Here is a 25,395-nt window from a genome sequence, read left to right as displayed (position 1 = left end):
TCGCGGGGACGACGATTTGATAGAGTCCCTCAATGCCCCTTCCCCTCGCCTCCCGTATCGCCCTCGTCACCGGCGCATCGCGCGGCATTGGCTATGCCACGGCGCGTGTGCTCGCCAAGGCCGGCGCGCATGTCGTTGCGGTCGCGCGGACGCAGGGCGGCCTCGAAGAACTCGACGATGAAATCCGCAAGGACGGCGGCAGCGCCACGCTTGTGCCGCTCAACCTCACCGATTTCGACGGCATCGCCCGCCTCGGCGCCGCGCTGCATGAACGCCACGGCAAGCTCGACATCCTCGTCGGTAATGCCGGTGTCGCCGGCCCGTCCTCGCCGCTCGGGCATATCGAATTAAAACCCTGGAACGACGTGATGGCGATCAACGTCACCGCGAACTTCCAGCTGATCCGCTGCATGGAGCCGCTGCTCAAGCAGTCTGACGCCGGACGCGCCGTGTTCGTGACTTCGGGCGCCGCCAACAAGGCCGCCGCCTATCTCGGTCCCTATGGCGCGTCGAAAGCAGCACTCGAGACGCTGGTGCGGACCTGGGCCAATGAGACCGCGTCGACGCCGATCCGCGTCAACCTGTTCAACCCCGGCCCGATCCGCACGCGCATGCGCGCCACCGTATTTCCCGGCGAAGACCCGATGACGCTGGATACGCCGGAACAGGCGGCGAAATTCATCGTGCCGATGTGTTCGCCGGCATGGGGTGAGACCGGCAGATTTTACGATTACAAGACGCGCACGCTGATGAGCTTTCGGGCGCCGGCGTAGCGTATCACGGCGCCCCCACGTTCCAAACGCCTTCAGTTGTCATCCCCGCGAAAGCGGGGACCCAGTATTCCGGAGACGACTGCGATTGAATCGAGAAGCCGCGGCGTACTGGATCGCTCGCTTTCGCGGGCGACGACTACTTTATTTGATGCGCCCGCTTTGCCTTCCCCTCGTTGACTCCCCGGCCTCCCCACGATTGACTGCGCCCCCAAGCGGGAAAACCCGCCAATAAAATCGAGGAAGCCAAGATGCGGATGTTCAATCGCGCGCGCCCGATACCTGCCGTCACACGTCTCACCAAAACGCTTTACGCCTGCATCGCTGCCGCCGGGCTGGTCGGCGCGCCCCAGCTTTCGCACACCGCGCAGGCCGGCGAGATCCCGACCTTTGCGGTCGACGCGGCCTGGCCAAAGCCGCTGCCCAACAACTGGATCCTCGGCCAGGTCGGCGGCATCACCGTCGACTGGCAGGGCCACATCTGGGTGATCCATCGCCCGCGCTCGCTGACCGACGACGAGAAGGGTGCGACGCTCAATCCGCCGCGTTCGAAATGCTGCGTGTCGGCGCCCCCGGTGCTGGAGTTCGATGTCGACGGCAATCTGCTGCGTTCGTGGGGCGGGCCCGGCGAAGGCTATGAATGGGTCGGCCGCGAGCACGGCATCGAAGTCGACGAACGCGGCTTCGTCTGGATCGGCGGCAATGCCGACAACGACAACGCGATCCTGAAATTCACCATCGACGGCAAGTTCGTGTCGCAGATCGGCAAGATCGCGCCGAGCAAGGGAAGCAACGACACCACCCAGCTCGGCAAACCCGCCGAGACCGCGATCGACAAGGACGCCAACGAAATCTACGTCGCCGATGGTTACGGCAACCGCCGCGTGATCGTTTTTGACGCCACGACCGGCGCCTACAAGCGGAACTGGGGCGCTTACGGCCATGTGCCTGATGACACCAAGCAGCCGCCTTACGATCCCAAGGCGCCGGCGCCGCAGCAATTCGCCAACCCCGTGCACTGCGTGAAGATCGCCAATGACGGGCTGGTCTATGTCTGCGACCGCATCAACGACCGTATCCAGGTGTTCAAGAAGGATGGCACCTTCGTGAGGGAGTGGTTCTACGAGAAGAACACGCTCGGCAACGGCGCGGTCTGGGACATCGCGATCTGGCCCGATCCGAAGCAGACTTATCTCCTGAGCGCCGACGGCGAAAACAACGAAATCCGGGTGCTGAAACGCGACGACGGTACCGTGGTCGGCAGTTTTGGGCGCAACGGCCGCAACGCCGGGCAATTCCACTGGATCCACGCCATGGCGGTGGATGCCAAGGGCAACGTCTACACCGCCGAGGTCGACACCGGTAAGCGGATCCAGAAGTTCAAGCTGACCTCGGACGCGCTACGATAGGCGGATTGCCGGGAAGGTCCGGACCAACTAACACGATGCCGGTCCAGCCGGGTCAAGCTTCACCAAGAAGGCCGCCCGGCGACCACAGATGGAGGGAATACATGACCACACTTAACGCGCGGCGCCTCGCCGCGCTGATTACTGTTGCCGGCATCGGCCTTGCCGCGCCCGCATTCGCTCAGGACAAGACCGTCAAGATCGGCGTGTTGAACGACATGTCGAGCCTTTACGCCGACATCGGCGGTCCCAATTCGGTGGTCGCCATCAAGATGGCGGTCGAGGACTCCGGCCTCGCCGCCAAGGGCTGGAAGATCGACGTCCTGAGCGGCGATCACCAGAACAAGCCCGATGTCGGCGTCAACCTCGCGCGGCAATGGATCGACAATGAGAAGGTCGATGCGATCGCCGATACGCCGAACTCCGGCGTCGCCCTCGCCGTCAACAATCTCGTCAGGGACAAGAATATCGTCCTGCTCAACTCGGGTGCTGCGACCGCCGATCTCACCGGCAAGGCCTGCACGCCGAACACGATCTCCTTCACCTACGACACCTACATGTTGGCCAACGGCACCGGCAAGGCGCTGACCAAGGCCGGCGGCGACACCTGGTTCTTCCTGACCGCCGATTATGCCTTCGGCGCGGCGCTCGAACGTGACACCACGGCGGTCGTGTCAGCCAATGGCGGCAAGGTGCTCGGCGGGGTGAAGCATCCGATCAATTCGTCGGATTTTTCATCCTTCCTACTGCAGGCGCAGTCCTCGAAGGCAAAAGTGGTCGGGCTCGCCAATGCCGGCGGCGACACCACCAACGCGATCAAGCAGGCGTCCGAATTCGGCATTGTCGCCGGGGGCCAGAAGCTCGCCGCGCTCCTGCTCTTCATCAACGACGTGCATTCGCTCGGGCTGAAGACCGCGCAAGGCCTGACCTTCACGGAATCCTTCTACTGGGACATGAACGACAAGACCCGCGAATGGTCGAAGCGTTTCCAGAAACTGTCGCCCAAGGGCACGATGCCCTCGATGACGGTGGCCGGTAATTATGCCTCTGTCCTGCACTACCTGAAAGCAATGGAAGCGCTCGGCGGCAATCCGCATGACGGCGCCAAAGTCGTCGCCAAGATGAAGGAAATCCCGACCGACGATCCGTTGTTCGGCAAGGGCCCGCTCCGCATCGATGGCCGCCGCATCATTCCGGCCTATCTGTTCGAAGTGAAGAAGCCGGAAGAGTCGAAATATCCGTGGGATTATTACAAGCTGATCGCCACCATCTCGCCGGAAGACGCGGCCAAGCCGCTGGAAGCCAGCGAGTGCCCGCTGGTGAAGAAATAGCTGCGTAGCTGCGTAGGGTGGGCAAAGGCGCACTTGCGCCGTGCCCACCATCCATCCAAATGGTGGTTTCGTGGTGGGCAGGCTTCGCTTTGCCCACCCTCATATGAGGCCTTTTGAGTCAAGCGTCGCGCCGGAGGCTCGGGTTTAATTTTTGGTGTTCGGCGTAGAGGCGGCGCGCGGAGCCATGCGTAGCGCAGCGTGCCGCCGCGGTCGAGGCGCTCAGGGACTGGCTTCCGGCGATTTATGCAGCAGCTCACTGCATCACCTCATATCCGGTCGGACCGCTTTGGCCCGTACCCACATTCCGCATACTTGCGGCGAGGAAGCCATGAGGATGAGACCCATCTACGAAACAGCCTGTTTTTGGCCCAAGGGTGGCACGGTCACCATCCATCCCGCGCTGACCGCGGCAGATGCCGCGACGCCGACGCGTTGGTTGAAAGTTTAGACCTCTGCCGTCTTGAGCATCGCTCCCTCGGGTACAAGGCCGGTTGTGAGATAGTGCCAGAGCGCCACGATCAGCTTGCGCGCCAAGGCCACGATGGCGACGCGCTTGATGCGCTTGCTGGCATTGAGTGTGCGTCGCCGATACTCCTGGGTGAGTTTGCTGTCCGGCTGATGTCGCAGCCACAGCCAGGCCATCTCGATCGCGGCGCAACGGGCGCGCGGGTTGCCCGCCTTGCTGATCCCTTGGTCGCGATCGATCCCGCCGCTCTGCCATGGACTGGGCGTTAGTCCGAAATAGCTCGCGACCTCACGCCGATTGCGAAAGTCCTTGTAGAACACCTCGTTGGTCAGCGTCGTTGTGAACGCCGGGCCGAGGCTTTTGAGCCGGAGCAAGAGTTCGCTGCGCTGTGCCATCTGAGCCGCCGCTGAGGTCAGATCCGCCGGAGCCTGCGCCAGCGCATCAAGCTGCTCGCGCACCAGCATCAGCCGCGCGTGTTCGCGCTTGATCTCGGCCATGATCTGCGGCGGTACCGCCTGGCCTTGCCAGTCCCGCTGCTTCACCAGCCAGGTCAGCCAGTCGTGTCGGCGCGGGTTCCCCACCGCCATGCCCAACAGCCGCAGCAGCGCCTTGATCCGGGTGGTGTGAGCCGTCTGTTCCTTGGTCAGCCGGCCGCGTTCGCGGCTGGCGCGGCGGGCGTCCTCCTGCTCGGGGGTCGGCACCCGCACGATCCGCACCACCCGCGGCTCGCCGCGCAGGTACGCCATCAGCGTGCGCAGCATCTTCTCGCCATCGATCCGGTCGGTCTTCACCCGCCGCGCCCGCTGATCCACTGCAATACTCGCAGGGTCGAACACGTGGTTCGTGATCCCCGCCGCCATCAGAAGCCGATGCAGCCAAAACCCGTCGTAGCCCGCCTCATAGCAACTCACCACCGCCGGGACCGCTCCCAGCGTTCGCGCTGCCCGCTCACGCATCCGCTCGATCAGCGTCAGCAAGCCGACATGATCGCCGCCCTCCAGCTTATGGTGGGATATCTTATCCTTGTCCGGGCAGTGCATCGTCACTAGCCAACTCCTCTGGCTCAGTTCGATCGCTACAAAAATCGTGCTAACATTGCTCTTGATGGGCGTGCTTACGTGGGATGCTTGCATCTGACGTCTCCGCGGGTTCGAGTGTGGAAACCCAAACCTAGCGGATGCACGCCCATCGCCACATGGAATCTACGCGGAAATAATGAACCCACGCCCGATGGTTTCCGACCAGGGGCGTGGGTATTTTTGCGCCTGCAAGACCGCGTGACGAGCGTTGACGCGCGCGGCTTGTAACCCTCGCCGGTCAGCCTTCGCTGCGCGCCGCCTTGGTCGCGCGCAGCGCGATCACCAGCGCCAGCAGCAGCAGCGCCGATGCGAGATAGAACGGCGCGCCCGGTAGTTTGAACGGCGCGTTCGCGCCGATGAACCAGGCAAATATCAGCGTGAACAGGAACGGCCCGATCAGCTGGGAGACGCTCTGCACGCTGTTGGTGGCACCCTGCAACTGGCCCTGCTGATCGGGGGCCACCAATTGCGTCGTCAGCGCCTGGGTCGCAGCGCCCGCGATGCCCCACAACGCCATTACGGGAATACCGACCCAGAACAGCGGCCCGCTCGGCGCCGCACCGAAGATGAAAAAGCCGACGGCGCCGCAGGCCAGACCGAACATCAGGGCGCACCGTTCGCCGAACCGCCTGACGATCGGGCCGATGGTCGTGCCCTGCACCACCATCGCGCAAATGCCGACCAAGGCAAGCGTGGCGCCGACCGTGGTCGTATTCCAGCCGTAGCGATAGGTCGCGTACAGCACGAAGGTCGAGGGCAGCACCACATGCGCGAGCTGGGCAAAGAAATTCGCCAGCGACAGGCCGGCGAGCACGCGGCTCGAACGCAGCAAGTGCAGCGCGCCGATCGGGTTCGCGCTCTTCCAGCGGAACGGCGAGCGGCGCTCGGCCGGCAGCGATTCCGGCAGGATCAGCAGGCCGTACATCGCATTGGCAAAGCTCAATCCCGCCGCGACCCAGAAGGGCAGCCGCGGATCGAAGCCCCCGAGCAGCCCGCCCAGCGCAGGCCCCAGAATGAATCCGGCGCCGAAGGCGACGCCGATCTTGCCGAATACGGTCGCGCGTTTTTCCGGCGGCGTGACGTCGGTGATGTAGGCAAACGCCGTCGAGATGCTGGCCGAGGTGATGCCCGAAATCACCCGGCCGACAAACAGCCAGATCAGCGACGGCGCCAGCGCCATCAGCACGTAATCCGCCCCGAGGCCGAAATTCGACAATAGCACCACCGGCCGCCGGCCGAACCGGTCCGACAGCCCGCCCAGGATCGGCGAGAACAGGAACTGCATCAGCGCCCAGGCGGTGCCGAACAGGCCGAAGATGCGTGCGGCGTTGGCGGTATCGTTGTTGACGAAGCTTTCGATCAGTTTGGGCAGGATCGGAATGATGACGCCGAGCGCCAGCGTATCGAGCAAAATGGTGACGAAGATAAAGATCACCGCCGCGCCGCGCGCCGGAGGGGTTTCAACCACACCGTTCGCGGCCTGCCCGCTCATGACGGCCGCTTGCGCTTGTGGGCGAACGGATTTTCCTTCTCGCGCAGCGAGATTCGCACCGGCGTGCCCGGCAGCTCGAAGAATTCGCGCATGGTATTGACGAGATAGCGCAAATAGGATTTCGGCACGGCGTCGGCGCGCGAGCAGAACAGGATGAAGCTCGGCGGCCGCGCCTTGGCCTGCGTGATGTAGTTCAGCTTCAATCGCCGCCCCGAGACCGCAGGCGGCGGGTTGGCGTCGACCGCTTGCTCGAACCAGCGATTGAGTGCCGCCGTCGGCACGCGCCTGTTCCATACCGCATAGGCTTCCTGGATCGCCGTCATCAGGCGGTCGATCCCCTCGCCCATCAGGCCGGACACCGCGACGACAGGCGCGCCTTTGACCTGCGGCAGCAGATGATCGACATCGACGCGCAACGCCGAGATCAGATTGCCCTTGCGCTCCATCAGATCCCACTTGTTGACCGCGATCACGAGCGCCCGGCCCTCGCGCTCGATCAGGTCGGCGATGCGCAAATCCTGCTCCTCGAACCTGTTCTGCGAGTCCATCATCAGCACGACGACTTCGGCAAAGCGTATCGCGCGCAGCGCGTCCGCCACCGAGAGTTTTTCCAGCTTTTCCTCGATCCGCGAGCGACGCCGCAATCCGGCGGTATCGAACACCCGGAAATCGCGCCCCTGCCAATTGATCTCGACGGAAATGGAATCGCGCGTGGTGCCGGCTTCGGGGCTGGTCAGGAGCCGCTCCTCGCCGAGCAGATGGTTGATCAGCGTGGATTTGCCGGCATTGGGACGGCCGACGATAGCGACGCGAATCGGACGCGTGGCTAGATCTTCGTCGGATTCGATCACCTCGTCGTCGTCGAATTCTTCGCTCTCTTCGACCGGCTCCGGCATCAGCACGCGCAACGCGTCGTAGAGATCGCTCAAGCCCTCGCCATGCTCGGCCGATATCTGCACGGGATCGCCGAGCCCCAGCGCATAGGATTCCATCGCGCCGACTTCGCCGTGCCGGCCCTCGCTCTTGTTGGCGACCAGCACCACCGGCTTGTTGGCGCGGCGCGCGAAATCGGCAAAGGCGCGATCGTTCGGCGTCAGACCCGCGCGGGCGTCGATCACGAACATCAGCGCGTCGGCGAGCGCAATCGCGGTTTCGGTCTGCTCCTGCATCCGCGCCGTCAGCGACCCCTTGGCGCCCTCGTCGAGGCCGGCGGTATCGATGATCGTGAATTCGAGGTCGCCGAGACGCCCCGCGCCCTCACGGCGGTCGCGGGTCACGCCGGGCTCGTCATCGACCAGCGCGAGCTTCTGCCCGACCAGCCGATTGAACAGCGTCGATTTTCCGACATTGGGCCGGCCGATGATCGCGAAGGTGAAAGACATAAGAAATCCGTTCGCCCGTCAGGACGCGGGTGTCAATGAGCTGAAAACAAAACCTAGCGCGTGAAGGTGCCGCTCGGCATCGGTGCCGGGAACGGCGCGGCGGATTGTTGCGACGGGTTGGCCGGATTGGCCGGTTGTGCGGCCGGCTGGGCGGTCTGATCGGGCGGCGGCGCGGTGGTGCGCTTGCGCGCGATCTTTTTGGGCTTGGGTGCCGGCGGTGCGGCGGCGGTGCCGGCCTCTTCCTCCGGCACGGCGTCGGGAGCGGCCGCGGTGGCGGCGGGCGCAGCCGCAGGCTCGGTGCCGGCCGTCGCGGGCGGCTTGCCCTTGCCCTTCGCCGATCGCTTGCCCTTCGGCGCCGGCGCCGGCTCGGGCGGCGGGGCCTCGGTAGCCGCCGCCGCGGCGGCGTTCTGCTGGTCGATCTGCTCCTGCCGGGAGCCCTTGTACAATTCCTTCGGCACGCCCTGCTCGAGGCCCGGCACGCCATCCGGGAATACCGGCTTGCGCTCACCGGGCAGCTTTTTCTTGGTGTCGAGGAAGTCGAGCAGATCGGAGGGATCGAAATTGCTCAGGCTGCTCGAACAGCCCGCCAGCACGCCGGACAGCGCGATGACGACGGCGGCTGCGATCAAACGTTGTGAGCGGCGCATGGTCGATCTCTCACTCAACTCGTTTGCGGTCAGCTCTTGGCGACCGGCGGAAGCAGGGCCTGCAGCGCCTCGGCACGCGAGCGCAGGCTCGGCGGCGTCTCGCCGTCATTGGCAATCTGATCCAGCCATTGCCGCGCCGCAGTCATGTCATTGGCGCGCCAGGCCGACAGCGCCAGCAATTCGCGCGCGGTATGGCGAAAGGTCGCGCCCGGGGCAGCCGCGGCCTCGAGTCGCTGCAACAGGTTGGGATAGGTTGAGGTTTCCAGCAGCAATTGGGCGGCGCGGACCCGCGCCAGATCCTGTTCCGGCGCGCCGACACTGCGATCGGCGGCGATATCGTCGAACATCTTCGCCGCGGCCTGCGGATCGCGGTTGGCGACTTCCGCCGCCACGCGCAGCCGCGCCAGCACGCGGTATCCCGACGGCGCCTTGGCAGCCAGATCGGCAAATGCCGCCTCAGCCTCGGTATGCTTGTTCTGCTCGGAGAGCTCGACGGCCTTGTCGAAGGCCGCACCGGCCTCGGCCGCCTTCTTGGCCTCCAGATACTCATAGCCGCGCCAGCCGCCGACCGAGGCGATGATCAGCAGCGCGCCGGCGACGATATAGATCGAATACTGGTCCCACAGCTTCTTGAGCTGGTCGCGACGGACATCCTCGTCAACTTCGTCAAATAATTCAGACACTTAAAGCTATCCCATCCCCTGGGGGCCGCACCTTTCGGCGGCAGCGCCATGCGCCTGATCCCCCCGCACAGCGGCGGCGTTACCCTAACGATATGGCGCTGGCAAGGCAAAGCCACCCGGATCAAAGCGTTAACGGGGTCGCGGCGGGCGGCCGGGGGGCCACAGCGGAATCAGGCCTGCTCCCGGGCCTGAGCCGCGGCAAAAGCCTCCCGAAGCTGCCGCTTGATCACCTTGCCATTGGCGTTGCGCGGCAACGGCTCTGACGTCAGCGCCATCGTCTCCGGCACCTTGTAATCCGACAGCCGCTCGGCGCACCAGGCGCGCAGCGCCTCGCCGCTGACCGCGTTGCGGGTCACGATCACGGCATGGACCCGTTCGCCCAGCACCGGGCACGGCTTGGCGATGATCGCGCTTTCGATCACGGCGGGATGGCTGGCCAGCACCGACTCGACTTCGGCGGAATAGATCTTCAGCCCGCCGCGGTTGATCATGTCTTTCTGGCGGTCGAACACGCGGACGAAATTCTGCGCGTCGATCGAGCCGAGATCGCCGGAATGCCAGAAGCCCGCGGTAAAGCTCTCGGCCGTCGCCTTTGGATTGCTCCAATAGCCTTTGATGACCGAGGCGCCATGGATCCAGATTTCGCCGATCTCGCCGCGCGGCAGTTCACGACCGTCGGCATCCACGACGATGATCTGCGCGCCCGGGCACGGCAATCCGACGCTGTCGATATGGCTGGCGGTCAATTCGCCGGGCATGATGGTCGACGGCGACGTGGTTTCGGTCGAGCCGTAGCAGTTGATCAGCTTGAGGCCTGGAATCTTGGCATCCAGCTTCTCGATCGTGGCGACCGGCATCGGCGCGCCGCCAAAGCCGCCGATGCGCCAGCTCGACAAATCGTGGCTGTCGAAATCGGGCTGTAACAGGCAGAGATTGTACATCGCCGGCACCATCACCGTGTAGGTGACGCGCTCGCGGGAAGCGACCTTCAGATATTCCGCCGCCTTGAACTCGGCCATGATGATCAACGTGCCGGCGCAGCGGACCATGGTCATGATGTTGGCGATGACGCCGGTGACATGGGCGAGCGGCACGGCGGCGATCGAGCGGTCCGCCGCCGTCAGCTGCAGGCAGGACGCGAACACCATCGCCGAATGGATGACGTTGCAATGCGCGAGCATCGCGCCCTTCGGCCGGCCCGTCGTGCCCGACGTGTACAGGATCATCGCGGTATCTTCTTCGCCGACTTCGGCCGGCACCTGCGACGGGGCGCCGTCGCGTAATTTGGCGAATGGCGACGCGCCCTCGTCGCTGACGGAGATCCGGTGCTTCAGGTCGGGGACGTCGGCCGCATCCGGCAGGCGATCGGCGAGCGTCGCCTCGTGGATCAGCAGCTTTGCGCCGCAGTCGGTCAGGACGTAGGCGATCTCGGGCTTTTGCTGGCGGGTCGAGAGCAGCACGGTCACCAGGCCGGCATGGGCCGCGGCAAACAGCGTCAGCACGAATTCGACGCGGTTGCCGAGCAGCACCGCGACGCGGTCGCCGCGCTGCAATCCCAGTTTTTGCAATCCCGCCGCGATTTGTGCGGATTGCTCGGCAACCTCGCGCCATTTCATGCGCCGCTCGCCGCACACCAGCGCTTCGGCGTCGGGATTTCTGGCCACAGCATCCGCGACCGTCGCCCAGATGCTTTTGGGCCGCGCGCAAAATGCTGGCACGATCCGGTCGCCGAAGCGTGACTCGAGCCGCATCGCGGGAATGGGATGTTTCGACCAATCCATCGTTCGCCCCGTCAGCTCTTGGCTTTCGGATCTTTGGTTTTCATATCGTAGACATGCTCGGGCCCGGGGAATGCGCGCGAGCGGACATCGGTGGCGTAGCCCTCGATGGCGGCCTCGATCGCAGGCCCGAGATTGCCGTAGCGGCGAACGAATTTCGGCGTCCGCGGCGACAGGCCGAGCATGTCCTCCAATACCAGTACCTGGCCGTCACAAGCCGCACTGGCGCCGATGCCGATGGTGGGAATCGCAATCGCCGCGGTGATCTTCCTCGCCAGCGGCTCGGCGACCGCCTCGATCACGACCGAAAAGGCGCCGGCCTCCGAAATCGCCACGGCGTCGTTCTCGATCGGCTCCCAGCTGCCCTGCTCGCGGCCCTGCGCGCGAAACGAGCCGAGCGTGTTGATCGATTGCGGCGTCAATCCGATATGGCCCATCACGGGAATGCCGCGGTCGACCAGAAACGCGACCGTCTCCGCCATCCGCACGCCGCCTTCGAGCTTCACCGCGCCGCACTGCGTCTCCTTCAATATCCGCACGGCGGAATGAAACGCCTGCTCTTTGGAAGCCTCATAGGAGCCGAAGGGCATGTCGACCACGACCAGCGCCTGGCTCGAGCCGCGCATCACCGCCCGCCCCTGCAGGATCATCATGTCGAGCGTCACCGGCACGGTGGTCTCGAATCCATGCATGACATTGCCGAGGGAATCGCCGACCAGGATGGCGTCGCAATAGCGATCGACCAGGGCCGCCGTATGCGCATGATACGACGTCAGCATTACGATCGGCTCACCGTTCTTGCGGGCGCGAATGTCCGGCGCCGTCTTGCGCCGGATGGCAGATTGAACCGACATGACTTAAGCTCCAACCACGGGAACGCCGATCACGACCGGGTGGAACGCGAAGGCCAGCGCGAGATAGGCGACGATCCCGACCGCGATCGCGATCAGATCGTTGCCGGGACCGCCGACGGGGATCGGCGGTGCGCCGGCGTCGGGACGATGTTTCAGCGAAATACGGTCGAACACCGCCCATCCCAGAAACGAGCCGAACAGGATGATCGAGCCGATATCGCCATTGGCGAGCAGATGCGCCGCCGCCCACAGCTTGACGCCGGCCAGCATCGGATGTTTCAGCGTCGCGTAGATCCGGCCGCGGATATAGGACGCCACCACCAGGATGACGGCGGGAAGCATCAACGCCACGGTGATATGCTTGAACGCGGTCGGCGGCGACCAGACATCCCACATGCCGGCCGCGCGATAATCGGCAAAACCCCAGACGATCAGGGCCAGGCCGGCGATCGAGGCCAGCGCATAGCCGATCTTGTAACCGCCCTCGCCCATCGAGACGACAAACCGCGCGCGCAACTCGCGCTGGGTAGTGAGCGTGTGGACACCGAGGAACAGGATGAGGCCTAGGATCATCACCAGCAGTCCCATGATGTCCTCTCCCTGTGTGGCCCGCTTTTCCTGACATCGCCTATCACTTTAGAGGCCAGGGCTGCAATGCGCCAAATGCAAGAGCCGTCATTCCGGGATGGTCCGCAGGACCAGACCTCACCTCAGATGCGCAATTGGGCATCGGGGAATCTCGAGATTCCGGGTTCGCGCTTTCGCGCGCCCCGGAATGACGTGGTAGCTCACGGCTTGCCCGCCTGCGTCCCCAGATCACGGTTGTCGACATAGCGGATCGCGATCGGCCGCCCGGCCAGCGAGCCACCGAGGCCAGCGGTGAATTTCAGCGGCAGGCAGGCATCGAGCGACGCGTTGATGGCTTTCAGGTAGGTGGCGCGGGTGTCCGCCGCGGCGCCTGACGTGGAAAAGGTCATGCGCGGCGGGGCGATCATCTCGCCGCTGCGCTTGAAGCTGAAGCGCACCGACATCTGCATGCCCGCGCGCGCGGTCTCTTCCGGCGGCGGTGACCAGCAGGATCGCAGCGCCGCGAACAAGTCGCCGATGGTATCGAGGTCGTGATCGGGCTTTTGATATTTGGCGGCCTGATCCTGCGGCGGCACGGTTTCGATCGTGAGTTGCAAGTCCTCGCCGTAGGGGTAATCGATTTCGGGGATGCAGGGACCGTGATTGAACACGCTGCAGAAATACGGCGTACAGGGCCGGCCGTCGAGCACGCTGCACGGCGCATGCGCAAACGGCGTGGCGTCGATGTGACGCCGCTGCCCGGCGTCGGCGCTCCCCGAGACGCTGATGGCCACGAATGTAACGAACAGGCAAATGACGATGCGCCGGAACATCAGGCAAAACCTCCAGTCCGGCCAACATGATACGCGCATCAGCCGGGTTCAAGCCTGACCGCAATCACATCCCCGCGTTCATGGCCGACAGCTCCGCGATCAGCGCCTTCTCGCTGGGCTGTCGAGCACGCCAGCAGTATAGAGGGAAGGTGAAAACAGGTTTTGATTGCCGCGCGATGGCGCCCAGGTGCTTTGCACGCGGCGGCGATGCGCCCACGGCTGTCATCGCCCGGCTTGACCGGGCGACCCAGTATCCCAGAGCTGTTGGCGATCAATCGATAAGCCGCGGCGTACTGGGTCCCCGGTCAAGCCGGGGGACGACAAGAAGTGCAGGCGCACCGGCGCCCGCTTACGCCTTCTTCTTCACGTCCTTGACGCTGGAAAAGTTGATGCCCTCGGCACGCTCTTTGGTGTAGCCGAGGTAAAATTCATTCTTGGCCAAAAACACCGGATCGCCATCGACGTCGTCGGCAACGCCGGAACCATTGGCAGCGATGAAGGCTTCCAGCTTCTTGCGGTCGTCGGACGAAATCCAGCGCGCCAGCTGGAATTCCGAGACTTCGAATTCCACTGGCAGCGAATATTCCGCGTCGAGCCGCGCCTTCAGCACGTCGAGCTGCAGCGGGCCGACCACGCCGACCAGCGCCGGCGCGCCGTCGCGCGGCCGGAACACCTGCACCACGCCCTCCTCCGACATCTGCTGCAGGGCTTCCTTCAGCTTCTTGGCCTTCATCGCATCCGTCAGCCGCACGCGGCGAACGATTTCCGGCGCAAAACTCGGCACACCGACGAAGGTGATATCCTCGCCCTCGGTCAGGGTGTCGCCGATCCGCAACGTGCCGTGATTGGGAATACCGACGACGTCGCCGGCAAAGGCCTCGTCCGCCACCGAACGATCCTGGGCGAAGAAGAACTGCGGGCTCGACAGCGACATGTTCTTGCCGGTACGCACCAGTTTTGCCTTCATGCCACGGCTGAGTTTTCCCGAGCACAGCCGCGCGAACGCGATGCGGTCGCGGTGGTTCGGGTCCATATTGGCCTGGATCTTGAACACGAAGGCGCTCATGCGCGGCTCGGCGGCCTCGACCTTGCGCAGATTGGAATCCTGAGCGCGCGGCGGCGGCGCGAACTTTCCAAGGCCCTCCAGCAAATCGCCGACGCCGAAATTGCGCAGTGCGCTGCCGAAATAGACCGGCGTCAGATGGCCCTCGCGAAATGCGTCCAGCTCGAACGGCTTGCAGGCTTCCGACACCAGCGCCAGTTCGTCCTTGATCTCGCCGACGTCGAGATTGGCGTTGCGGCCGGCGAGCTCGGCGATATCGATCTGTTGCGTCGCGCCGGTCTTGGCGCCGCCGCCTTCGAGCAGGCGGACGCCGCCATTGATGACGTCGTAGGTGCCGAGAAAATCGCGGCCGCGGCCGACCGGCCAGGTCATCGGCGTGGTATCGAGCGCCAGCGTCTTTTCGATCTCGTCCAAGAGATCAAAGGTATCGCGGCTCTCGCGATCCATCTTGTTGATGAAGGTGATGATCGGGATGTCGCGCAGCCGGCACACCTCGAACAGCTTTCGGGTGCGCGCCTCGATGCCTTTGGCGGCGTCGATCACCATCACCGCGGAGTCGACGGCGGTCAACGTCCGGTAGGTGTCCTCGGAAAAGTCCTCGTGGCCCGGGGTGTCCAACAGGTTGAACACCAGGCCTTCGAACTCGAAGGTCATCACCGATGTCACGACCGAAATGCCGCGCTCGCGCTCGATCTTCATCCAGTCGGAACGGGTATTCCGGCGTTCGCCCTTGGCCTTGACCTGCCCCGCGAGGTTGATGGCGCCGCCAAACAGCAGCAGCTTTTCGGTCAGCGTGGTCTTGCCGGCGTCGGGGTGGGAAATGATGGCAAAGGTCCGCCGCCGCGCCACTTCATCTGATAGCGGCGACCGGGCTGGCGATTCGGCTGTAACGGCAATGTCGGACATGGGGTTGAGCGTTTGGCAGGGAAAGCGGGCCGGATCAAGGAGCAAAAAAGCACCCTGGATATAGGGACTTACCGGCCCGGCTCCAACCGGCCGACCGGATTATCGCAGCAGCACCACCGCCCAATAGGCCAGCGCCGCCACGATGGCGGAGGCCGGAATGGTGATCACCCAGGCATAGACGATCGAGCTCGCCACGTTCCAGCGCACCGCCGAGGCCCGCCGCGCCGCGCCGACACCGACGATGGCGCCGGTAATGGTGTGCGTGGTGGAGACGGGAACCCCGAGAAAGGTCGCCAGGAACAGAGTGATCGCACCCCCGGTTTCGGCACAAAACCCCTGCATCGGCGTCAGCCGCGTGATCCGCAGTCCCATGGTGCGGACGATCCGCCAGCCACCCATCAGCGTACCCAGCGCCATCGCGGCCTGGCACGCCAGGACCACCCAGAACGGGATCTCAAAGTGGTTGCCGAGGTGGCCTTGCGAGTAGAGCAGCACCGCAATGATGCCCATAGTCTTCTGCGCGTCGTTGCCGCCATGGCCGAGCGAATACAATGAGGCCGAGACGAATTGCAGGATGCGGAAGGCGCGGTCGACCGCGAACGGCGTCGAGCGTACCGACAGCCACGACACGATCGCGACCAGCACCAGCGCCAGCAAAAACCCGACCAGCGGCGACAGCACGATCGCGAGCAGCGTCTTGCTGAGGCCGCTCCATACCGCGGCGGACAATCCCGCCTTGGCCATACCGCCACCCACCAGCCCGCCGATCAGCGCATGCGAACTGGACGACGGTATCCCCAGCGCCCAGGTGATCAGGTTCCAGACGATGGCGCCGACCAGGGCCGCGAAGATCACGGTGGCGTCGACCACGCTCGGTTCGATGATGCCGGTGCCGATGGTATTGGCGACGTTAAGCCCGAACACCGCGAACGCCACGAAGTTGAAGAAGGCCGCCCAGATCACGGCGTATTGCGGACGCAGCACCCGGGTCGACACGATCGTGGCGATCGAATTGGCGGCGTCGTGCAGCCCGTTGAGGAAATCGAACAGCAGCGCGACCGCGATCAATGCGACCAGAATGGGGAGACCAAGCGCGGCGTCCACTCGTCCCTGCCCTATACCTGTTCGATCACGATCGAATTGATCTCGTTGGCAACGTCGTCGAAGCGGTCGGCGACTTTCTCCAGATGGTCGTAGATCTCGGCACCGACGATGAAATCCATCGTGTTGGCGTTGCGATGCTTGAGGAACAGCTCCTTCAGTCCGATGTCGTGGAGGTCATCGACCCGGCCTTCGAGCTTGGTCAGTTCCTCCGTGATGGCGGTCAGCATCGCGACGTTGTCGCCGATCGCCGACAACAGCGGCAGCGCGCGCCCGACCAGATTGGCGCACTCGACCAGCAGAGTCCCCATTTCGCGCATCGGCGGCTCGAACGTGCGCACCTCGAACAGCACCACCGCTTTCGCGGTCTGCTGCATCTGGTCGATGGCGTCATCCATCGCCGTGATCAGGTTCTTGATGTCGCCGCGATCGAACGGCGTGATGAAGGTGCGGCGGACCGCGGTCAGCACTTCGCGGGTGATGTTGTCGGCGTCGTTTTCGAACTGGTTGACGCGCTGGCAGAACACCGGCGTTTCGTCGCCGCCGCGCAGCATCTCCTGCAACGCCTGCGCGCCCTGCACGCATGTCTGGGCATGCCGGGCAAACAGGTCGAAAAAGCGCTCCTCTTTGGGCAAAAAGGCACGAAACCAGCGCAGCATGGGCTTGTCCATCGTTCCGGAATGGCCGCGTTCGACGGCCCGTCACAAAACTGTCATAGACCATTCGCGGCAAAAGCGCGCCACGGCAGGCCCCCGGAAACCGGTCATCCACCGCTTTGTGGCTGTTCCTCCGGACGCCGTGCAGGCCCTGCGGTGCACAGCTCGGCCGGGGTCCATCTGTCTCAGGCAGCGCAGGTCACGGCTCTGCGGAGCGGCGCTGCGCGCTACGCCGCGTCCGGGACGCGCGACCTAGAGCGACCGCCGGAAATAATGCGCGATTTCGCCGATCACGCCGCGGCGGAACGTCAGCACGCAGGCGACGAAGATACAGCCCTGGATCACCGTCACCCACTGGCCGAAACCGGCCAGATATTGCTGCATGGCGATGATCACGAAGGCGCCGACCACCGGACCGAATACCGTTCCAAGACCGCCCACCAGCGTCATCAGCACGATTTGCCCGGACATCCCCACTTCAACGTCGGTCAACGAAGCATTTTGCGCCACAAGCACCTTCAGCGAGCCGGCCAATCCTGCCAGCGTTCCCGACAGGATGTAGGCGAGCAGCTTGTACTGTTCGGTCTTATAGCCCAGCGATATCGCGCGCGGCTCGTTCTCACGAACCGCCTTCAGCACCTCGCCGAACGGCGAGTTGATGGTGCGAAAAATCAGCAGAAACCCAAACAGGAATCCGGCGAGGACGACGTAATAAAGGATGGTCGAGTTGGCGAGGTTGAAAACGCCGAACAGGTGGCCCAGCGGAACGCCCTGGATGCCGTCCTCGCCATGGGTGAACGGCGTCTGCACATACACGAAAAACAACAGCTGCGACAATGCCAGCGTGATCATCGCAAAATAGATCCCCTGCCGGCGAATAGCGACAAGGCCGGTGATCACCGCGAGCGCGGCCGCGGCGCCGGTACCGGCGAGAATGCCGATCTCGGGCGGCACCGCCCAGACTTTCAGGGCATGGGCCGTGACGTAGCCCGCCGTACCCAAGAACATCGCGTGGCCGAACGACAACAGTCCGCCATAGCCGATCAGGAGATTGAAGGCGCAGGCCAATAGCGCAAAGCACAGCGCCTGCATCACAAAGAACGGATAGATTCCGGTCAAAGGCACGATCGCCAGCAGCCCCGCCATCGCGCAGAACGCGATAATCTCGTCGCGCATCGCACGCGGAGGAACCCGAATCGTATCGTCGGTCATCGCTGTCATGTCAGGCCGCCCGTCCGGTCAGTCCCGTTGGCTTTACCAGCAACACCAGCACCATGAACACGAAGACCACGGTGTTGGAAGCCTCGGGATAGAAATATTTCGTCAGTCCCTCGATCACGCCGAGCGCAAAGCCGGTCACGATCGATCCCATGATCGAGCCCATCCCGCCGATCACCACCACCGCGAACACCACGATGATCAAATTTTCGCCCATCAGCGGCCGGACCTGGTTGATCGGCGCCGACAACACGCCGGCGAGCGCGGCGAGCCCGACGCCGAGCCCGTAGGTCAGCGTGATCATCCGGGGCACGTTGATGCCGAAGGCGCGCACCAGCGTCGGGTTTTCGGTGGCGGCGCGCAGATAGGCGCCGAGCCGGGTGCGCTCGATCAGGTACCAGGTCCCGATGCAGACCACGAGCGAGAAGATCACCACCCAGCCGCGATAGATCGGCAGGAACATGAAGCCGAGATTCATGCCGCCCTGCAATCCGTGAAATCCTCCGATCGTTGGATAGTCGGGGATCGCATAGGGCAGACCGGATGAGCCGAAATAATTCTGGAACACGCCCTGAATGATCAGCGCCAGCCCGAATGTCAGCAGCAAGCCGTAGAGATGATCGAGGCCGGCCAGCCATTGCAGCATGGTTCGCTCGAGGATCATCCCGAAGATACCCACGACGATCGGCGCGATAATCAGCGCCGGCCAGTAGCCGATGCTGAGGTACGCATTGTTGAGCAGGAAATACGCGACGAAAGCGCCCATCATGTAGACCGCACCATGGGCGAAATTGATGATGTTGAGCATGCCGAAGATCACGGCAAGCCCAAGACTGAGCAGCGCGTAAAACGAGCCGTTGATCAGTCCCACCAGAAGCTGTGCGTACAGAGCCTGCATCGGTTTCGCTTTCGCACTCAATCTTGGATGACGTGGGTTCGACACCCGCCGGCGCAAGGCCGGCGGGTTACCGGTGTTACTTCTTCACCAGCGGGCAAGCGCTTTCCGAAAGCGGCCTGAAAGCCTGGTCTCCCGGAGTCGTCCCAACCAGCTTGTAATAATCCCAGGGTCCCTTGGATTCCTCAGGCTTCTTGACCTCGAACAGATAGGCCGGGTGAATCTTGCGGCCATCGACGCGGATCGACCCCTTGCCGAACAGCGGATCGTCCGTCGGCAGTTCCTTCATTTTCGCCACCACCTTGGCGCCGTCATGTGGATTGCCACCCATTGCTTCGAGTGCCTTAAAGTAGTGGATCAGGCCGGAATAGACGCCCGCCTGCACCATTGACGGCTCCGCCTTGTTCTTCATGCGCTCGGAAAAGCGCTTGGAAAAGGCGCGGGTCCCGTCGTTCAGGTCCCAGTAGAAGGTTTCGGTGAAATTCAGCCCCTGTGCCACCTTCAGGCCGAGCGAGTGAACGTCGGTAATGAACAGCAGGAGCCCGGCGAGTTTCTGCCCTCCGGCAACGATACCAAATTCCGATGCCTGCTTGATCGTGTTCGTGGTGTCGCCACCGGCGTTAGCCATGCCGATAATCTTGGCTTTGGACGCCTGCGCCTGCAGCAGGAACGACGAGAAGTCCGACGAGTTCAAGGGATGCTTGACTCCACCAATGACCTTGCCACCCGACTTCACCACCACTGCGGTGGTGTCGCGCTCCAGCGCCGCGCCGAACGCGTAGTCGGCGGTAAGGAAGAACCAGGTGTCGCCACCGGCCTTCACCAGCGCCTGACCGGTGCTGTTGGCGAGCATGTAGGTGTCATAGACCCAATGAATCGTGTTCGGTGAACACTGGGCGTTGGTGAGATCCGACGAAGCCGCGCCGGTATTGATCATGATGGAGTTCTTCTCCTTCACCAGATTGTTGACCGCGAGGGCCACGCCGGAGTTCAGCACGTCCATGAAGATGTCGACCTTCTCGACGTCGATCCATTGGCGCGCAATGGTGGCGCCGATGTCCGGCTTGTTCTGGTGGTCGGCGGAGATCAGATCGATCTTCCAGCCCTTGCCGGCCATGCCGGAATCCTCAATGGCCATCTGGGCAGCCAAGGTGGAGCCCGCGCCGCCGAGGTCGGAGTAGAGCCCCGAATTATCAGTCAGCACGCCGATTTTTATCGTTTTGTCCTGCGCAAGGGCGACGCCGTTCGCGGCCATTGCAAGTGCGGCACCAATCAAGAAAACCGAAATTCTATTTTTCATATCTACTCCGTGAAGGCTGCCTTGGAACGTGTTTCAGACGCCGAGATAGGTGTGGAGCTTGTCCATATTGGCCGACAGCTCCGAATTGGCGAAGCCGTCGATCACCTTGCCGTGCTCGACGATGTAGTAGCGATCGGCGACCGTCGAGGCGAAGCGGAAATTCTGCTCGACCAGAAGGATGGTGAATCCCTCCTTCTTGAGCCGCGCGATGGTGTGGCCGATCTGCTGGATGATGACCGGCGCCAGACCTTCGGTCGGCTCGTCCAGCATCAGGAAGCGGGCGCCGGTGCGCAGGATTCGCGCGATCGCCAGCATCTGCTGCTCGCCGCCCGAAAGTTTGGTGCCCTGGCTGTTGAGGCGCTCTTTCAAATTCGGGAACAGATCGAAAATCTGATCCAGCGACAGCCCGCCTGCGCGCACGATCGGCGGCAGCAGCAGGTTCTCGCGCACGTCGAGGCTGGAGAAAATCCCGCGCTCCTCGGGACAGAACGCGATCCCCATCCGCGCGATCTTGTCGGACGAGGCGCGCGTGATTTCCTTGCCGTCGAAGCGGATCGAGCCGGTGCGCTTGCCGATGATCCCCATCACGGATTTCAGCGTGGTGGTCTTGCCGGCGCCATTGCGGCCGAGCAGCGTCACCACCTCGCCGGCGTTCACATTGAAGTTGATGCCGTGAAGGATGTGGGATTCGCCGTACCAGGCCTGCAGATCGTTGACCGACAGCACTTGCGTGTCCGCCGGTTTCGCGGCGGCTTCGGCCATTTTCAGTTCAGGCATGACCGGCCCCCAGATAGGCTTCCTTGACGCGCTCGTCCTTGGACAGGTCGGCATAGTTGCCTTCCGCCAGGACCTGACCGCGCGTCAGCACTGTGATGATGTCGGACAAATTGGCCACCACGGACAGATTATGTTCGACCATCAGGATGGTGTACTTCGCCGAAATGCGCTTGATCAGCGCCGCGATCTTGTCGATGTCCTCATGGCCCATGCCGGCCATCGGCTCGTCGAGCAGCATCATCTCTGGGTCGAGCGCCAGCGTCGTTGCTATTTCAAGTGCGCGTTTGCGCCCGTAGGGCATCTCGACCGCCGGCGTGTTGGCAAATTCGCTCAGGCCGACATCGTTCAGCAGTTCATGAGCGCGGTCGTTGAAGCGGTCGAGCACGCTCTTGGAGCGCCAGAAGTCGAAGGAACTGCCGTGCTGGCGCTGCAGCGCGACACGGACATTTTCGAGCGCGGTCAGATGCGGAAATACCGCTGAAATCTGGAACGAGCGCACCAAGCCGAGGCGGGCCACATCGGCCGGCGCCATCGCGGTGATGTCCTGCCCCTTATAGAGAATCTGTCCCGCCGAAGGCTTCAGGAATTTGGTCAGCAGGTTGAAGCACGTGGTCTTGCCGGCGCCATTCGGCCCGATCAACGCATGAATGCTGCCGCGGCGCACCTTGAGGGCGACGTCGCGAACGGCAAAGAAACCCGCGAATTCCTTGGTCAATCCATGGGTTTCGAGAATGAACTCATCGGCCAAACAAATTTCCCCCATCAGCCATCGCCGCGAAGTCCCCTCGCGTGTGGCCAATTTTTTCCTAACCAGCCAGGTTCTCCCGGACGCCTTGGAACGCCCCGGACCTGCCGCCTCCGGGCCGGAATATGCCGTCAACGGCGGGGATTAGGCAAGGTGGAAAGCTGGGCGTGTGCAAAGCATTAGGACCGGTTCCGAATCCGCCCTTAGTCGAATTGCCGGTGGACAGGATCATCCGGGTTTGCCAGCCGTTTTCCGCCGCCTCCCGCAAACCGGAAAGCGAGCGTTAACGGTGTTTTGCTGCATTCACGCGTTTTCATAGAATATTTCCGCCTCGGGCCCATCATGACGTGATTTACATATTTAGAGATCGCGGCTTTGCATTTCGAAAGCGCCAACCCATCGGTCGTCAAATCGATCAAGCAGCGCGACCTGCTCAACAATTGGCTGCGGCTTTACGCCCGCGACCATTCGCTGCCGCGCATTGACGAATATCAGCCGGCGCGGATCGAGGATGAACTCCCGGACCTGGTGTTTTGCGCCGTCGATACGACGTCTGAGCCGCCGCGGCTGACGATCCAGAGCGACGGCACGCGGACGTCGAGCGCCTATGGCAGCACCGGCAAGGGCCGCTATCTCGACGAATATCTGGGCACGAGGCTCGCGCCGATCGTGATGCCGGTCTATTACGAATGCATCGTCCGCCGCCTTCCCGCCTATACCATCGCCAATATCGATGACATCTACGGGCGAATCGTTGCCTATGAGCGGCTGCTGCTGCCGTTCTCGGGCGGCGGCAACGTCACCCACATCATCGCGTCGCTGAAGACCATCAGCGAGGACGGTGGCTTCGAGATCAAGAATCTGATGCGTGGAAACGACAAGCTGCCGGTGCCGAAACTTCGCAGCATTATCGATCGCGATCTTTTTCATCGCGCACCCGGCCGCATTCCGCCCGGCGACGTGCTCGAATTCGGCTAGCTCCATGGAATTCGAAAGTTCCGATCCCTCGGTGATCAGGTCGATCAAGCAGCGTGAGCTCCTGAACACCTGGCTGCGCGCCGCCGCCAGGCACCGGCCCCTCCCCCTCATCGGCAACTTCCAGCCGAACCGCTTCGGCGAAGAACTGGCCGACATGATGGGATTTGAAGTCAGGGGCATTGGCGACAGCGCGCGCTTCCTGATTACCCAGGAGGGCGTCCGTCTGACCGCCACCTATGGCAACGAGCATATCGATCCGGACAAGCGAACCAACCGCTACCTCGACGATGCGATCGGGCCAGAACGTTACGCCAACGTGATTGAGCTATATCGCGCTTGCGTGACGCACAGGCGGCCGGCCTATTCGATTTCAACGGTGCAGGACGCCGACGGCAAGGACGTTTCCTATGAGCGGCTGCTGCTGCCGTTCGGCAGCAGCTCTAAAGTCGAGCAGATCGTCGGTTCCTACAAGAGCATCAGCATCGAGGGCGGCTTCAAGATCAATAATCTGATGGGTCTGAAGCCGAAAGCCCTGCCCGTGATCCTGATCAGGGCCATCATCGATCGCGAATTCGTTCCGAGCCGGGCAGACCGGCGTCTGTCCGACGACGATGTGATCGAGCCGGATTAGCCCTTCCGCCCGCGCGGCTTCGACGCTACTTCGCTGGCGTAGATGTCGGGCTTGAAGCCAACAAGCAATTTGCCGCCGAGGTCGAGCACGGGCCGCTTGATCATCGAGGGCTGGGCCAGCATCAGCGCCAGCGCCTTGCGCTCGTTCAGGCCCTCCTTGTCGGCATCGGGCAATTTCTTGAACGTGGTGCCGGCGCGGTTGAGCAGCGTCTCCCATCCGACTTCGTCGGACCATTGCTTGAGCTTTTCCATCGCAATACCCGCGGTCTTGTAGTCGTGGAAATCGTAGGCCACGCCATGGCCGTCGAGCCAGGTCCGCGCCTTCTTCATGGTGTCGCAGTTCTTGATGCCGTAGATGGTGATGCTCATCGCATGTGTCTTTTCTAAGTTGCGCCGGGCTCGAGCGCCTCGCCGAGTTCGATCGGATGCGCCATCGCCTCGTGCAGCTTGTCCTTGTCGAGTTCGCCTTCCGAGCGGCTGATGACGATGCAGGCAACGCCATTGCCGATCAGGTTGGTCAGCGCGCGGCACTCGCTCATGAATTTGTCGATGCCGACAAGGATGGCGATCGACTGGATCGGTATGTCCGGCACGATGGAAAGGGTCGCGGCCAGCGTGATGAAGCCCGCCCCCGTCACGCCGGAGGCGCCCTTCGAGGTGATGATGGCGATGCCGAGAATAGCGAGCTCGTGCCAGATCGTCAGGTGGGTGTTGGTCGCCTGGGCCAGGAACAACGTCGCCAGCGTCATATAGATATTGGTGCCGTCGAGATTGAAGCTGTAGCCGGTCGGGATGACGAGCCCAACCACCGGCCGCGACGCGCCGAGGTGCTCCATCTTCTGGATCATCTGCGGCAGCACCGTCTCCGACGACGACGTCCCAAGCACGATCAACAGTTCGTCCTTGATGTAGGCAATGAAGCGGATGATCGAGAAACCCGAGATGCGCGCAATCGCGCCGAGCACGACCAATACGAACAGCACGCTGGTCAGATAGAAGGTGGCGATCAGCGCGATCAGGTTCCACAGCGAATTGAGCCCGTAGGCGCCGACCGTGAACGCCATCGCCCCGAAGGCGCCGATCGGCGCGACGCGGACGATGATGGCGATCACCCTGAAGAACATTTTGGCGGCCTGATCGATCGCATACGCGATCGGCTCGCCGGCCTTGCCGAGAAAGGCGACGGCAAAGCCGGAAAGGATCGAGATCAGCAAGACCTGCAGCAGGTCGCCGCGGGCGAGCGCCCCGAAATAGCTGTCGGGAATGATCCCGAGCAGATGCGCGACGATGCCTTCCTCTTTCGCCTTGCTGACATAGGAGGCGACGGATTTGGGGTCGATCGTAGCCGGATCGATGTTGAAGCCGTGCCCGGGCTGAAGCACTTCGCCGACAATCAGGCCGACGGCCAGCGCCACCGTGGACACGGCCTCGAAATAGATCAGCGCCTTCAGGCCGACCCGTCCGACGCGCTTCAGATCACCCATCGAGGAAATGCCGTGCACGACGGTGCAGAAGATCACCGGCGCAATCATCATCTTGATCAGTGCAATGAAGCCGTCGCCGAGCGGCTTCAGCTCCTTGCCGAGATCCGGATAGAAATATCCGATCAGGACGCCGAGCGCGATCGCAATCAGAACCTGAAGATACAGGATCTTGTACCAGGGCTGATGATGGATGGCAGGGCGGATTGCTGCTGTGGTCATGGCGCGCTCGGAACGGGAATGAGAAAGCTCTTGGGCCATCATGGGATAGAGCCGCGCGGCGGACAATGAAAAATCATCTCGCGGCGCATCAAGGTAATTTCATGACCCCACGGCAAGGACCGCCTGCGTTCGTCG

Annotated in this window: 24 protein-coding genes; 5 read left to right on the top strand and 19 right to left on the bottom strand. The window is 63.1% G+C overall.

Translation table 11 applies throughout. The features are described 5' to 3' along the window. Nucleotides 1-32: 32 nt before the first annotated feature. The 3 genes from V1289_RS42715 to V1289_RS42705 all read left to right on the top strand — a co-directional run bounded on the left by V1289_RS42715 (nt 33) and on the right by V1289_RS42705 (nt 3,507). Nucleotides 33-773 carry an SDR family NAD(P)-dependent oxidoreductase gene (locus V1289_RS42715; protein WP_334405480.1) on the top strand — a complete coding sequence of 247 codons (741 nt, stop codon included), beginning with the start codon at nt 33-35 and terminating at the stop codon, nt 771-773. A 254-nt stretch (nt 774-1,027) separates the two neighbouring features. Beyond that, entirely contained in the window at nt 1,028-2,179 is a 1,152-nt protein-coding gene (locus tag V1289_RS42710; RefSeq protein ID WP_442896230.1) for a hypothetical protein, read from the top strand. A gap of 101 nt (nt 2,180-2,280) precedes the next feature. Continuing rightward, complete coding sequence (locus V1289_RS42705) at nt 2,281-3,507, top strand: ABC transporter substrate-binding protein (protein WP_334405477.1); 1,227 nt, start codon at nt 2,281-2,283, stop codon at nt 3,505-3,507. A 444-nt stretch (nt 3,508-3,951) separates the two neighbouring features. On the opposite strand, the gene V1289_RS42700 is transcribed toward V1289_RS42705, so the two are convergent. From V1289_RS42700 to V1289_RS42620, 17 genes are all read right to left on the bottom strand, one after another. Continuing rightward, the gene (locus tag V1289_RS42700) at nt 3,952-5,106 is read right to left on the bottom strand and encodes an IS110 family transposase (protein WP_334398367.1); all 1,155 of its coding nucleotides are present in this window, start codon (nt 5,104-5,106) and stop codon (nt 3,952-3,954) included. A 184-nt stretch (nt 5,107-5,290) separates the two neighbouring features. Continuing rightward, complete coding sequence (locus V1289_RS42695; protein WP_334405475.1) at nt 5,291-6,544, bottom strand: TCR/Tet family MFS transporter; 1,254 nt, start codon at nt 6,542-6,544, stop codon at nt 5,291-5,293. Further along, the gene (gene der, locus V1289_RS42690) at nt 6,541-7,926 is read right to left on the bottom strand and encodes a ribosome biogenesis GTPase Der (RefSeq protein ID WP_334405473.1); all 1,386 of its coding nucleotides are present in this window, start codon (nt 7,924-7,926) and stop codon (nt 6,541-6,543) included. The genes V1289_RS42695 and der overlap by 4 nt, the downstream gene beginning before the upstream one ends. A 53-nt stretch (nt 7,927-7,979) precedes the next feature. Beyond that, nucleotides 7,980-8,573 (bottom strand): hypothetical protein, encoded by a 594-nt coding sequence (locus tag V1289_RS42685; protein WP_334405472.1) that lies wholly within the window; start codon nt 8,571-8,573, stop codon nt 7,980-7,982. Between the two features lie 29 nt (nt 8,574-8,602). Then, complete coding sequence (locus V1289_RS42680; protein WP_334405470.1) at nt 8,603-9,256, bottom strand: tetratricopeptide repeat protein; 654 nt, start codon at nt 9,254-9,256, stop codon at nt 8,603-8,605. 170 nt (nt 9,257-9,426) lie between these two features. Next, nucleotides 9,427-11,037, bottom strand: coding sequence for a class I adenylate-forming enzyme family protein (locus V1289_RS42675; protein WP_334405468.1), 1,611 nt, complete (start codon nt 11,035-11,037; stop codon nt 9,427-9,429). Between the two features lie 11 nt (nt 11,038-11,048). Beyond that, entirely contained in the window at nt 11,049-11,888 is an 840-nt protein-coding gene (panB, locus tag V1289_RS42670; protein WP_074277408.1) for a 3-methyl-2-oxobutanoate hydroxymethyltransferase, read from the bottom strand. A 3-nt stretch (nt 11,889-11,891) separates the two neighbouring features. Next, entirely contained in the window at nt 11,892-12,476 is a 585-nt protein-coding gene (locus V1289_RS42665) for an NnrU family protein (protein WP_334405465.1), read from the bottom strand. Between the two features lie 200 nt (nt 12,477-12,676). After that, a complete protein-coding gene (locus V1289_RS42660) occupies nt 12,677-13,288 on the bottom strand; it encodes a hypothetical protein (RefSeq protein ID WP_334405463.1) in 612 nt (203 codons plus the stop codon). 349 nt (nt 13,289-13,637) lie between these two features. Further along, the gene (locus tag V1289_RS42655; protein ID WP_334405461.1) at nt 13,638-15,257 is read right to left on the bottom strand and encodes a peptide chain release factor 3; all 1,620 of its coding nucleotides are present in this window, start codon (nt 15,255-15,257) and stop codon (nt 13,638-13,640) included. A 99-nt stretch (nt 15,258-15,356) separates the two neighbouring features. Then, nucleotides 15,357-16,361 carry an inorganic phosphate transporter gene (locus tag V1289_RS42650; RefSeq protein ID WP_334405459.1) on the bottom strand — a complete coding sequence of 335 codons (1,005 nt, stop codon included), beginning with the start codon at nt 16,359-16,361 and terminating at the stop codon, nt 15,357-15,359. 11 nt (nt 16,362-16,372) lie between these two features. After that, the gene (locus V1289_RS42645; RefSeq protein WP_074278755.1) at nt 16,373-17,017 is read right to left on the bottom strand and encodes a DUF47 domain-containing protein; all 645 of its coding nucleotides are present in this window, start codon (nt 17,015-17,017) and stop codon (nt 16,373-16,375) included. A 249-nt stretch (nt 17,018-17,266) separates the two neighbouring features. Then, nucleotides 17,267-18,235: a branched-chain amino acid ABC transporter permease gene (locus V1289_RS42640; protein WP_334405457.1), complete on the bottom strand. Its 969-nt coding sequence runs from the start codon at nt 18,233-18,235 to the stop codon at nt 17,267-17,269. A 1-nt stretch (nt 18,236) separates the two neighbouring features. Further along, nucleotides 18,237-19,130 carry a branched-chain amino acid ABC transporter permease gene (locus V1289_RS42635; RefSeq protein WP_309184378.1) on the bottom strand — a complete coding sequence of 298 codons (894 nt, stop codon included), beginning with the start codon at nt 19,128-19,130 and terminating at the stop codon, nt 18,237-18,239. Nucleotides 19,131-19,206: 76 nt separating this feature from the next. Further along, the gene (locus V1289_RS42630) at nt 19,207-20,427 is read right to left on the bottom strand and encodes an ABC transporter substrate-binding protein (RefSeq protein ID WP_334405454.1); all 1,221 of its coding nucleotides are present in this window, start codon (nt 20,425-20,427) and stop codon (nt 19,207-19,209) included. A 33-nt stretch (nt 20,428-20,460) separates the two neighbouring features. Next, nucleotides 20,461-21,204 (bottom strand): ABC transporter ATP-binding protein, encoded by a 744-nt coding sequence (locus V1289_RS42625; protein WP_442896134.1) that lies wholly within the window; start codon nt 21,202-21,204, stop codon nt 20,461-20,463. After that, nucleotides 21,197-21,952 carry an ABC transporter ATP-binding protein gene (locus tag V1289_RS42620; RefSeq protein ID WP_334405452.1) on the bottom strand — a complete coding sequence of 252 codons (756 nt, stop codon included), beginning with the start codon at nt 21,950-21,952 and terminating at the stop codon, nt 21,197-21,199. The genes V1289_RS42625 and V1289_RS42620 overlap by 8 nt, the downstream gene beginning before the upstream one ends. Before the next feature lie 372 nt (nt 21,953-22,324). Between V1289_RS42620 and V1289_RS42615 the strand changes: the two genes are divergently transcribed. Both V1289_RS42615 and V1289_RS42610 read left to right on the top strand, forming a co-directional pair. Next, nucleotides 22,325-22,927 (top strand): hypothetical protein, encoded by a 603-nt coding sequence (locus V1289_RS42615; RefSeq protein WP_334405450.1) that lies wholly within the window; start codon nt 22,325-22,327, stop codon nt 22,925-22,927. Between the two features lie 4 nt (nt 22,928-22,931). Next, nucleotides 22,932-23,558: a hypothetical protein gene (locus V1289_RS42610; RefSeq protein WP_334405448.1), complete on the top strand. Its 627-nt coding sequence runs from the start codon at nt 22,932-22,934 to the stop codon at nt 23,556-23,558. On the opposite strand, the gene V1289_RS42605 is transcribed toward V1289_RS42610, so the two are convergent. After that, complete coding sequence (locus tag V1289_RS42605) at nt 23,555-23,926, bottom strand: ArsC family reductase (protein ID WP_334405446.1); 372 nt, start codon at nt 23,924-23,926, stop codon at nt 23,555-23,557. The genes V1289_RS42610 and V1289_RS42605 overlap by 4 nt on opposite strands. Nucleotides 23,927-23,940: 14 nt before the next feature. Further along, nucleotides 23,941-25,260: a dicarboxylate/amino acid:cation symporter gene (locus V1289_RS42600; protein ID WP_334405445.1), complete on the bottom strand. Its 1,320-nt coding sequence runs from the start codon at nt 25,258-25,260 to the stop codon at nt 23,941-23,943. Between the last annotated feature and the right edge of the window lie 135 nt (nt 25,261-25,395).

Origin of the sequence: Bradyrhizobium sp. AZCC 2289, assembly GCF_036924615.1 — a bacterium.
In the GTDB taxonomy this organism is placed as follows: domain Bacteria; phylum Pseudomonadota; class Alphaproteobacteria; order Rhizobiales; family Xanthobacteraceae; genus Bradyrhizobium.
This window is presented reverse-complemented; position numbering and strand designations above follow the sequence as displayed.

Coding starts and splice junctions, on each gene's coding strand:
- V1289_RS42715 (WP_334405480.1), top strand. CDS start 33: ATGCCCCTTCCCCTCGCCTCCCGTATCGCCCTCGTCACCGGCGCATCG.
- V1289_RS42710 (WP_442896230.1), top strand. CDS start 1,028: ATGTTCAATCGCGCGCGCCCGATACCTGCCGTCACACGTCTCACCAAA.
- V1289_RS42705 (WP_334405477.1), top strand. CDS start 2,281: ATGACCACACTTAACGCGCGGCGCCTCGCCGCGCTGATTACTGTTGCC.
- V1289_RS42700 (WP_334398367.1), bottom strand. CDS start 5,106: ATGCAAGCATCCCACGTAAGCACGCCCATCAAGAGCAATGTTAGCACG.
- V1289_RS42695 (WP_334405475.1), bottom strand. CDS start 6,544: ATGAGCGGGCAGGCCGCGAACGGTGTGGTTGAAACCCCTCCGGCGCGC.
- der (WP_334405473.1), bottom strand. CDS start 7,926: ATGTCTTTCACCTTCGCGATCATCGGCCGGCCCAATGTCGGAAAATCG.
- V1289_RS42685 (WP_334405472.1), bottom strand. CDS start 8,573: ATGCGCCGCTCACAACGTTTGATCGCAGCCGCCGTCGTCATCGCGCTG.
- V1289_RS42675 (WP_334405468.1), bottom strand. CDS start 11,037: ATGGATTGGTCGAAACATCCCATTCCCGCGATGCGGCTCGAGTCACGC.
- panB (WP_074277408.1), bottom strand. CDS start 11,888: ATGTCGGTTCAATCTGCCATCCGGCGCAAGACGGCGCCGGACATTCGC.
- V1289_RS42665 (WP_334405465.1), bottom strand. CDS start 12,476: ATGGGACTGCTGGTGATGATCCTAGGCCTCATCCTGTTCCTCGGTGTC.
- V1289_RS42660 (WP_334405463.1), bottom strand. CDS start 13,288: ATGTTCCGGCGCATCGTCATTTGCCTGTTCGTTACATTCGTGGCCATC.
- V1289_RS42655 (WP_334405461.1), bottom strand. CDS start 15,257: ATGTCCGACATTGCCGTTACAGCCGAATCGCCAGCCCGGTCGCCGCTA.
- V1289_RS42645 (WP_074278755.1), bottom strand. CDS start 17,017: ATGCTGCGCTGGTTTCGTGCCTTTTTGCCCAAAGAGGAGCGCTTTTTC.
- V1289_RS42640 (WP_334405457.1), bottom strand. CDS start 18,235: ATGACAGCGATGACCGACGATACGATTCGGGTTCCTCCGCGTGCGATG.
- V1289_RS42635 (WP_309184378.1), bottom strand. CDS start 19,130: ATGCAGGCTCTGTACGCACAGCTTCTGGTGGGACTGATCAACGGCTCG.
- V1289_RS42630 (WP_334405454.1), bottom strand. CDS start 20,427: ATGAAAAATAGAATTTCGGTTTTCTTGATTGGTGCCGCACTTGCAATG.
- V1289_RS42625 (WP_442896134.1), bottom strand. CDS start 21,204: ATGCCTGAACTGAAAATGGCCGAAGCCGCCGCGAAACCGGCGGACACG.
- V1289_RS42610 (WP_334405448.1), top strand. CDS start 22,932: ATGGAATTCGAAAGTTCCGATCCCTCGGTGATCAGGTCGATCAAGCAG.
- V1289_RS42605 (WP_334405446.1), bottom strand. CDS start 23,926: ATGAGCATCACCATCTACGGCATCAAGAACTGCGACACCATGAAGAAG.
- V1289_RS42600 (WP_334405445.1), bottom strand. CDS start 25,260: ATGACCACAGCAGCAATCCGCCCTGCCATCCATCATCAGCCCTGGTAC.